This is a genomic window from Pseudomonas sp. SWRI154 (genome assembly GCF_014268645.1).
In the GTDB taxonomy this organism is placed as follows: Bacteria; Pseudomonadota; Gammaproteobacteria; order Pseudomonadales; family Pseudomonadaceae; genus Aquipseudomonas; species Aquipseudomonas marvdashtae.
On the sequence record NZ_JABWQW010000008.1, the window covers coordinates 80085 to 89233 of the forward strand.

The following is a 9149-nucleotide window of genomic DNA, read 5'->3' on the forward strand; positions in this document are numbered from 1 at the left end:
CTCAATGCTTGAACATCACATGCCGCACCACCGTGTAATCCTCCAGCCCATACATGGACATGTCCTTGCCATAACCGGAACGTTTCTGACCGCCATGGGGCATTTCGCTGACCAGCATGAAATGGGTGTTCACCCAAGTGCAGCCGTACTGCAAACGTGCCGCCAGGCGATGGGCGCGACCGATGTCGGCGGTCCACACCGATGAGGCCAGGCCGTAGTCCGAATCGTTGGCCCAGGCCAGGACCTGTGCTTCGTCGACGAATGGCGTGACGGACACCACCGGGCCGAAAACTTCCCGACGGACGATTTCGTCGTCCTGCTGGGCGTCGGCCAGCACCGTTGGTTCGAAGAAGAAGCCGTTGCCGTCGACGGCCTTGCCTCCAGTGATCAGGCGAATGTGCGGTTGGGCGATGGCCCGTTCGACGAAACCGGCCACGCGGTCGCGATGCTGGGCCGTGATCAGAGGACCCATCTCGGTGTCGGATGCGGTTTGCAGGCCGCACTTGATGCTACCCACCGCGGCGCCGAGCTTTTCGACGAACTGGTCATAGATGCCTTGCTGGGCATAGATGCGGCAGGCGGCGGTGCAGTCCTGGCCGGCGTTGTAGAAGCCGAAGGTGCGGATGCCTTCCACGGCCGCGTCAATGTCGGCGTCGTCGAAAATGATCACCGGGGCCTTGCCGCCCAGCTCCATGTGCGTGCGCTTGACGGTGTCGGCAGTGCTGGAAATGATATTCGAGCCGGTGGCGATCGAGCCCGTCAGGGAAACCATGCGCACTTTAGGATGGGTAACCAAGGGCTGGCCGACGGTTTGCCCGCGCCCAAAAACTACGTTGAGTACGCCAGCCGGGAAAATTTCCGACGCCAACTCCGCCAGGCGCAGGGCGGTCAATGGTGTCTGTTCCGACGGTTTGAGCACCACGGTATTACCGGCGGCCAAGGCTGGGGCGATCTTCCAGGCAACCATCATCAGCGGATAGTTCCACGGTGCGATGGAGGCAATCACGCCCACCGGGTCCCGACGGATCATCGAGGTGTGCCCCGGCAGGTACTCGCCGCCCGCCGAACCGTTCATGCAGCGGCTGGCCCCAGCGAAAAAACGGAACACGTCGGCAATCGCTGGAATCTCGTCATTCAGCGCGGCGCTCAAAGGCTTGCCGCAGTTATCCGACTCCAGCTTCGCCAGTTCTTCGCCGTTGGCTTCGATGGCATCGGCCAATTTGAGCAGTAGCAGGGAGCGGTCCTTGGGTGCCACTTGCGACCAGGATTCGAAGGCGCTGTCGGCGGCGCGCACGGCGGCATCGACCTGGGCTTCGCTGGCTTCGTTGATTTCCACCAGCACCCGCCCCAGTGCCGGGTTGAATACCGCCTGGCAGGGGCCTTCGCCGTTGACCAGGTGGCCGTTGATCAGCAGTTTGGTTTGCATGTCCATGTCCTCTTGAGTCTGGTTTGTAACCCCGTGGGGGCCGGTTTCACAGTGGCATTCATTTACCGCCGCTCCCCGCCACGCTCTCACCCCCGCGGGTCAGGTAATAGGCGCCGAGTATCGGCAGCATCGTGACCAGCATCACCAGCATGGCCACCACGTTGGTCACCGGCACGTCGCGGGGGCGGCTGAGCTGGTTGAGCAACCAGAGCGGCAGCGTGCGCTCATGGCCGGCGGTGAAGGTGGTGACAATGATTTCATCGAACGACAAGGCAAACGCCAGCATCCCGCCTGCCAGCAACGCCGACCCCAGGTTAGGCAAGATGATGTAGCGAAAGGTCTGCCAGCCGTCGGCGCCCAGGTCCATCGAGGCTTCGATCAGGCTGTGGGACGTGCGGCGCAGTCGGGCGATGACATTGTTGTAGACGATCACCACGCAGAAGGTCGCATGGCCGACGATGATGGTGAACATGCCGGGTTCGATGCCCAAGGTCTTGAACGTTGCCAATAGCGCGATGCCGGTGATGATCCCCGGCAAGGCAATGGGCAGGATCAGCATCAGCGAAATGCCCTGCTTGCCGAAGAAATCACGGCGATACAGCGCCGCCGAGGCGAGCGTGCCGAGGACCATGGCAATCAGCGTGGCGACGGCCGCGACCTGCAAGGACAATTTGATCGCTTCCAGCACGTCCGGTCGCGAGAAGGCGACGCCGAACCACTTCAGGGTCAAGCCCCTGGGCGGGAAGCTGAACGCCGCGTCTTCGGTATTAAAGGCGTAGAGAAAGATGATCAGGATCGGAAAGTGCAGGAACACCAGCCCGCCCCATGCCGCGGTCCGCAAGCCCCACGAGGCCCGAGAGTCAGAGTGCATCGAAAGCCCCCAGTCGCTTGACGATGGATAAGTAGATGGCGATCAGCACGATAGGCACCAACGTGAACGCCGCCGCCATGGGCATGTTGCCGATGGCCCCTTGCTGGGCGTAGACCATGCTGCCGACGAAGTAGCCCGGCGGGCCCACCAGTTGGGGCACGATGAAATCCCCCAGGGTCAGCGAAAACGTGAAAATCGAGCCAGCCGCGATGCCTGGGATCGACAGCGGCAGGATCACCTGCATGAACGTCTGGCGTGGCCTTGCGCCCAGGTCCGCCGAGGCTTGCAGCAGCGACGGTGGCAAACGCTCCAGGGACGCTTGGATCGGCAGGATCATGAACGGCAGCCAGATGTAGACGAACACCAGGAAGCGCCCCAGATGCGAAGTGGACAAGGTGCTGCCACCCACGCCGGGAATCCCCAGCACGAATTCCAATACCGGGCCCAGGCCCAGGTGCTGGACGAACCACTGCGCCACGCCGCCCTTGGCCAACAGCAATGTCCAGGCATAGGCCTTGACGATGTAGCTGGCCCACATCGGCAGCATCACCGCAATGTAGAAAAATGCCTTGGTCTTGCCGCTGGTGTAGCGCGCCATGTAATAGGCGATCGGGAAAGCGACGATGGCGCTGGCGATGGACACGGCGATTGCCATGGCCAACGTGCGCGCAATAATGTCGAAATTAGACGGCTGGAACAGTGCTGAAAAGTTCGCCAGGGTCAGGTCGGGCGTGACCGCCATGGTGAAGTCGTCGAAGGTGTAGAAACCCTGCCAAAGCAAGGTCAGCAGCGAACCCAGGTAGATCGCGCCGAACCAGATCAGCGGTGGCACCAGCAACATCGACAGGTAGAGGTTGGGCCGTCGGTACAGCAGGTTGGAAAAACGGCGTAACGGCGAGCCGTGCGCGGACGTTTGAGTGATGGCCACGGTGTTCATTTCAGGCCTCGCCGCCAACGGTGTCGTGCAGGGCAACCATCGCCTCACGCGCCCAGCGTACCGTGATCGGTTGGCCGGTCTGGTGCTGGGCGCTGTTGTCGTTCCATTGGGTGTTGGCCTGGCTGAGGCTAAGCGTCTGGCCGGTCTCCAGCGTCAGCTCGTAGCGCGTCGCGCTGCCTTGGTATTGGATGTCATGGAGCAGGCCGCTGACTTCGATTTCATGCCCAGCCAGCGGGCCTTCGGCAAAGCGCACATGTTCCGGGCGGATCGAGAACGGCTGTGGGTGCCCGCTCAGTTGCCGGGCCAGTTCGCCACGAATCACGTTGGAGGTGCCGACGAATTCGGCGACGAAGGTGGTGGCCGGGCGCATGTACAGGTTGCGCGGCGTATCGACCTGTTCGATGCGGCCCTTGTTGAACACCGCGACGCGATCGGACATCGACAACGCTTCGGTCTGGTCATGGGTGACAAAAATGAAGGTGATGCCCAGCTGCCGTTGGAGTTTCTTCAATTCGCTCTGCATTTGTTCACGCAGCTTCAGGTCGAGGGCGCCCAGGGGCTCATCCAGCAGCAGGACGCGCGGACGGTTGACCAGCGCGCGGGCCAGGGCGACGCGTTGACGCTGGCCGCCCGAGAGTTGCACCGGCTTGCGCTGGCCGTAGCCGTCCAGGGCAACCATCTCCAGTGCTTCGTCGGCGCGCTTGATGCGTTCGGCCTTGGCGACGCCTTTGACCTTCAGGCCATAGGCGACGTTGTCGCGCACGTTCATGTGGGGGAACAGGGCGTAGTCCTGGAAAACCGTGTTGACGTCCCGCTGATAGGGCGCGAGCCCCACGGCTTCCTCGCCGTGGATGCGGATCGAACCGGCGCTGGGCTGCTCGAACCCGGCGATCAGCCGCAGGCAGGTGGTCTTGCCGGAACCGGACGGGCCCAGCATGGAAAAGAACTCGCCGTCCTGAATGTCGATGGAGACCCGGTCAACGGCCTTCACATCGCCGAACTGACGGGAAACGTGGGTGAACTGGACTGCAAGCGTCATGGTGCGGGGCTCCACAAAACGGGGCGCTGTGAATTTTGAGATGCGATCCCGTGGTGAGGGAGCTTGCTCCCGCTGGGTGGCGCAGCCGCCCTAAAACCAGGCGATGCGGTGTGTCAGCTAATACCGCGTCGGTCCGTTTTGGGCGTGCTTCGCACACCAGCGGGAGCAAGCTCCCTCGCCACAGGGGCTACTCCCATTTATGTGCAGGGCGTTAACGCCCGCCCATGATCGCTATGTAATCCTGGGTCCAGCGGCTGTACGGCACGAACTTGCCGCCCTCGGCCTGTGGGGTTTTCCAGAAGGCGATCTTGTCGAACTGATCGAAGCCGTTGGTCTTGCAGCCTTCGGCGCCTAGCAGTTCGCTGCCTTTGCACGCCGCCGGCACGGCCGGCAACGAACCGAACCACGCGGCCACGTCACCCTGGACTTTCGGTTGCAGTGACCAGTCCATCCACTTGTACGCGCAGTTGGGGTGCTTGGCCTCGGCGTGCAGCATCGTCGTGTCGGCCCAGCCGGTGGCGCCTTCTTTCGGAATGGTCGAGGCGATAGGTTGCTTCTCGTTCATCAGGCCATTGACCTGATACGGCCAGGCGCCGGACGCCACCACGCCTTCGTTCTTGAAGTCGCTCATCTGCACCGTGGTGTCATGCCAGTAACGGTGGATCAACGGTTGCTGGGCCCGCAGCAATTCCAGCACGGCCTTGTATTGGGCTTCGTCGAGCTGGTACGGGTCCTTGATGCCCAATTCAGGCTTGGCGGTCTTGAGGTAGAGCGCCGCATCGGCGATGTAGATCGGGCCGTCGTAGGCTTGCACGCGTCCCTTGTTCGGCTTGCCGTCAGGCAAGTCCTGGGCGTTGAACAGCACGCTCCAACTGGTGGGCGCCTGCTTGAACACGTCGGTGTTGTACATCAGCACGTTCGGGCCCCACTGATACGGAGTGCCGTAGGTCTGTTGGTTGACCACGTACCACGGCGCGTCCTTGAGGCGCGGGTCGAGGTTTTTCCAGTTGCTGATCAATGCGGTATTGATCGGCTGCACGCGCTTGCCGGCAATCAGCCGCAAGGAAGCATCGCCGGAGGCGGTGACCAGGTCATAGCCGCCCTTGCTCATCAGGCTGACCATTTCATCGGACGTCGCGGCAGTCTTCACGTTGACCTTGCAACCCGTTTCCTTCTCGAAGCCGGTCACCCAATCGTAGGCCTTGTCGCTTTCACCGCGCTCGATGTAGCCCGGCCAAGCGACGATATCCAGTTGGCCTTCGCCAGTGCCAACCGCCTTGAGCGGTTCGGCGGCCTGGAGGCTGACGCTGGTCAGCAGCGCCGTGGTGATTGCACTGAGCAATGCGGTCTTTTGCGCGTACATGGAAATCCCTCTTGCTTTAATTATGGTCGGGGCAGGGTTCGAGAAACGTGTCGCTGGTTATTGTTTTAGCTTAGCTGCAAGCTTCGAGCGGCAAGCTGCAAGCCACACACGACCTGCTTTTGCTTGCAGCTTGAAGCTTGCCGCTCAAAGCTCCCGGCCATGGCGGGCCATGATATGGCGCACCACGCTGTAGTCCTGGAGCGAATCGCTCGACAAGTCTTTCCCATAGCCCGAGCGTTTCAGGCCGCCATGGGGCATTTCGCTGACCAGCATGAAATGGCTGTTGATCCAGGTGCAGCCGTATTGCAGTCGCGCGGCCACTTGCATCGCCTTATCAAGGTTATGGGTCCAGACGGAGGAGGCCAGGCCGTATTCCGAGTCGTTGGCCCAGTCCACCGCCTGGCTGAGCTCATCGAAGCGAGTCACCGTGACCACCGGGCCGAACACTTCGCGCTGGACGATCTCATCGTTTTGCTTGCAACCGGCCAACAGCGTCGGCTGATAAAAGAAGCCGGCGCCGGAATGCACCGCCGCACCCGTGACGCGTTCGATGTGCGGCTGGCCGAGGGCGCGCTCGACAAAACTGGCGACGCGGTCGCGCTGGCGGATGCTGATCAGCGGGCCGATCTCATTGTCGGCATCGCGCTTGCCGGCAAAACGCAGGCTGCCGACCGCCGCGCCGAGCTCGGCCACCAGACGGTCGTGGATCCCCGCCTGGGCGTAGATCCGGCATGCCGCGGTGCAATCCTGCCCGGCGTTGTAGTAACCGTAGGTGCGCACGCCTTTGATCACCGCTTGCAAGTCCGCATCGTCACAGACGATCACCGGAGCCTTGCCGCCCAATTCCAGGTGCGTGCGCTTGAGGGTCTTGGCGGCGGCCTGGAGGATCTTCTGCCCGGTGACGATATCGCCCGTCAACGAAACCATGCGTACCTTGGGATGACTGACCAGATGGCTGCCGACACCTTCGCCGCCGCCGCAGATAATGTTGATGACGCCGCGCGGCAGGATCTCGGCCAGTAATGGCGCCAGGGCCAGGATCGACAGCGGCGTGTGCTCCGACGGCTTGAAGACCAAGGTGTTGCCCGCGGCCAGGGCGGGAGCGATTTTCCAGGCCGCCATCATGATCGGGTAATTCCACGGCGCAATGGACGCGACCACGCCAATCGGATCGCGGCGCACCATGCTGGTATAGCCGGGCAGGTATTCTCCACTGAGTTGGCCGGTCTGGCAGCGCACCGCGCCGGCAAAGAACCGGAACACATCCACCGTGGCGCTCAGGTCATCCTGGCGTGCCAAGTGCAGCGGCTTGCCGCAGTTCAAGAATTCGAGGCGGGCCAGGTAATCGGCGTTTTTCTCGATCGCGCCGGCAATGTCCAGCAGCAGTTTTGAGCGCAGCTGTGGGGTGGTGCGCGACCAGCCGTCGAAGGCACGATGGGCGGCATGGATCGCGGCTTCGACCTGTTCGGTGCTGGCCTCGGCAATGTGCGCCAGCGTTTCACCGGTGGCGGGGTTGAGGATTGGCTCGACAAAGCCCTCGCCGGGCACGCTTTCGCCGTCAATCAGCAACGCGGTACACAACGGGGTCTGCGTGCCAGCCATTGTCGATTTCTCTTTTTGTCAGTGGCTCATAGGATGCAGCAAGACTAGTGTGCAGTCCGGCGGACAACAAATTCTAAATACTCAAGGCTGCGTTCGATTAAATAGATGGCTTGCGCCCGCCGTGACGCTGTTCCCTCGCGACTGCCAGGAACGGGTCGACCGACGCCGGCCGCGCGGTGCCTCGGCGCCAGGCCAGGCCGACGTCGAGGGTCTGGTTGAGGTCGGCAATTGGCCGGGCCTCGATGATGTCGCCTTCCAGTGACCAGGGGCGGTAGGTCATGTCCGGTTGGATCGACACGCCCAGCCCGGCCGCCACCAGGCTGCGCACCGCTTCGGTCGACGCAGTGCGCAGCGTGATGTTCGGTTGCAGGCCGGCTCCGCGCCACAGGCGTTGCGCGTTGCGATCCATTTCGTCGACATTCAATTGGATCAGCGGCTCGCGGGCTACGTCCGACAGGTGGATGCTGTCGTGCTCCAGCAACGGATGCTGGGCCGGGAGCCACAAGCGGTGGGGCGAGTGGGTCAGCACCTCCGTCTGAAGTGCGTGGCGATCTTCCAGGTTGGACAGGATCAACACGCCGACGTCGATTTCGCCACTGACCAGCAAATGCTCAATATACGGCCGCTCGTCTTCCATCACGCGAATCGCCACGTTGGGATAGGCGCGCTGGAAACGGGTCAGCAGGTCTGCCAGATAATACCCGGCAACGAGGCTGGTCACGCCGATGGTGACCTGGCCGGCGACCTGGTCGGTGCTCTGTTGCAGGCTGCGCTTGGCGTTGTCGACGGTGGCAAGGATCAGGTGGGCCTGGCGCAGGAATTGATGCCCCTGGTGGGTCAGCGTCATGCCCTTGGCGTGGCGGCTGAACAGGCTGACGCCGATGTCTTCCTCCAGCTGCTGGATGGCCAGGGTCAGCGTCGACTGGGAAATGAACGCCGTTTGCGCGGCAGCGGATATCGACCCGGTCTCGGCCACGGCGATGAAGTGACGGATCTGGCGCAGGGTCATCATGGTTGAATGCCGTCGAGCGAATTTATCGATGTCTTGGAGTGTATATCGTTTTTATCGAATGGCCGCAGGTCGACTGAATCCTGTCAGGCAACATCTCGAAGCAATCTCGCCGAGGCTGTCGGGCACTTTCGATCTAGGCTGGGGGCCTTATGATCCGGTTAACCCGAATGCGTGGAGGCAACAAATGAACACCCGTGGATTGCTCGATCAGTTACTCAAGTCCGGCCAGGAAATGCTGCAGAACAAGGCTGGCGGCTCCCAGGGCAAGTCGTCCGGCGGGTTGGGCGGATTGCTCGGTGGTTCCGGCAACCTGGGCGGAATGCTCTCCGGCGCGGGTGGCGGGGCGTTGGCAGCCGGGGCCATGGGCTTGCTGCTGGGCAACAAGAAAGCCCGCAACTTCGGCGGCAAGGCGCTGACCTATGGCGGCCTGGCTGCGTTGGGCGTCATTGCGTACAAGGCTTATGGCAATTGGCAGGCCAAACAGGGCACGGCACCGAAAACCGAGCCGCAGACCCTGGACCGCGTCCCGCCGGCACAAGTCGAGCAGCACAGCCAGGCGATCCTCAAGGCTCTGGTCGCGGCGGCCAAGGCCGACGGCCATGTAGACGAGCGTGAACGGCAGTTGATCGAAGGCGAATTCACCAAACTCGACAACGACCAGGAACTGCAGCATTGGCTGCACGCTGAACTCAACAAGCCCCTGGATCCCAGCGACGTCGCCCGGGCGGCAAGCACACCGGAAATCGCCGCCGAAATGTACATCGCCAGCGTGATGCTGGTGGACGAAGAAAACTTCATGGAGAAATCCTACCTCGACGAACTGGCGCGGCAGTTGAAGTTGGAGCCGGGGCTGAAAGCGGAACTGGAAAAGCAGGTGCGGCAGGCGGCTATATAGATCA

8 protein-coding genes are annotated in these 9149 nt (G+C 62.2%); 1 reads left to right on the plus strand and 7 read right to left on the minus strand.

The features are described 5' to 3' along the window. Position 1: 1 nt before the first annotated feature. The 7 genes from HU806_RS09530 to HU806_RS09560 all read right to left on the minus strand — a co-directional run bounded on the left by HU806_RS09530 (position 2) and on the right by HU806_RS09560 (position 8250). Positions 2-1426, minus strand: coding sequence for a gamma-aminobutyraldehyde dehydrogenase (locus HU806_RS09530; protein ID WP_186611138.1), 1425 nt, complete (start codon positions 1424-1426; stop codon positions 2-4). Positions 1427-1484: 58 nt separating this feature from the next. Further along, positions 1485-2297, minus strand: a complete 813-nt coding sequence (locus HU806_RS09535; protein ID WP_186611139.1) for an ABC transporter permease — start codon at positions 2295-2297, stop codon at positions 1485-1487. Then, complete coding sequence (locus HU806_RS09540) at positions 2287-3234, minus strand: ABC transporter permease (protein WP_186611140.1); 948 nt, start codon at positions 3232-3234, stop codon at positions 2287-2289. Before HU806_RS09540 ends, HU806_RS09535 begins: the two co-directional genes overlap by 11 nt. Position 3235: 1 nt before the next feature. Beyond that, a complete protein-coding gene (locus tag HU806_RS09545; RefSeq protein WP_186611141.1) occupies positions 3236-4273 on the minus strand; it encodes an ABC transporter ATP-binding protein in 1038 nt (345 codons plus the stop codon). Positions 4274-4484: 211 nt separating this feature from the next. Beyond that, complete coding sequence (gene ydcS, locus HU806_RS09550) at positions 4485-5636, minus strand: putative ABC transporter substrate-binding protein YdcS (protein WP_186611142.1); 1152 nt, start codon at positions 5634-5636, stop codon at positions 4485-4487. A gap of 144 nt (positions 5637-5780) precedes the next feature. Continuing rightward, complete coding sequence (locus HU806_RS09555) at positions 5781-7238, minus strand: gamma-aminobutyraldehyde dehydrogenase (RefSeq protein WP_186611143.1); 1458 nt, start codon at positions 7236-7238, stop codon at positions 5781-5783. Positions 7239-7335: 97 nt separating this feature from the next. Further along, positions 7336-8250, minus strand: coding sequence for a LysR family transcriptional regulator (locus HU806_RS09560; RefSeq protein ID WP_186611144.1), 915 nt, complete (start codon positions 8248-8250; stop codon positions 7336-7338). Between the two features lie 184 nt (positions 8251-8434). On the opposite strand from HU806_RS09560, the gene HU806_RS09565 reads away from it, so the two are divergent. Beyond that, the gene (locus tag HU806_RS09565; protein ID WP_186611145.1) at positions 8435-9145 is read left to right on the plus strand and encodes a tellurite resistance TerB family protein; all 711 of its coding nucleotides are present in this window, start codon (positions 8435-8437) and stop codon (positions 9143-9145) included. The last annotated feature ends 4 nt before the right edge of the window (positions 9146-9149 follow it).

Coding starts and splice junctions, on each gene's coding strand:
- HU806_RS09530 (WP_186611138.1), bottom strand. CDS start 1,426: ATGCAAACCAAACTGCTGATCAACGGCCACCTGGTCAACGGCGAAGGC.
- ydcS (WP_186611142.1), bottom strand. CDS start 5,636: ATGTACGCGCAAAAGACCGCATTGCTCAGTGCAATCACCACGGCGCTG.
- HU806_RS09565 (WP_186611145.1), top strand. CDS start 8,435: ATGAACACCCGTGGATTGCTCGATCAGTTACTCAAGTCCGGCCAGGAA.
- HU806_RS09555 (WP_186611143.1), bottom strand. CDS start 7,238: ATGGCTGGCACGCAGACCCCGTTGTGTACCGCGTTGCTGATTGACGGC.
- HU806_RS09560 (WP_186611144.1), bottom strand. CDS start 8,250: ATGATGACCCTGCGCCAGATCCGTCACTTCATCGCCGTGGCCGAGACC.
- HU806_RS09545 (WP_186611141.1), bottom strand. CDS start 4,273: ATGACGCTTGCAGTCCAGTTCACCCACGTTTCCCGTCAGTTCGGCGAT.
- HU806_RS09535 (WP_186611139.1), bottom strand. CDS start 2,297: ATGCACTCTGACTCTCGGGCCTCGTGGGGCTTGCGGACCGCGGCATGG.
- HU806_RS09540 (WP_186611140.1), bottom strand. CDS start 3,234: ATGAACACCGTGGCCATCACTCAAACGTCCGCGCACGGCTCGCCGTTA.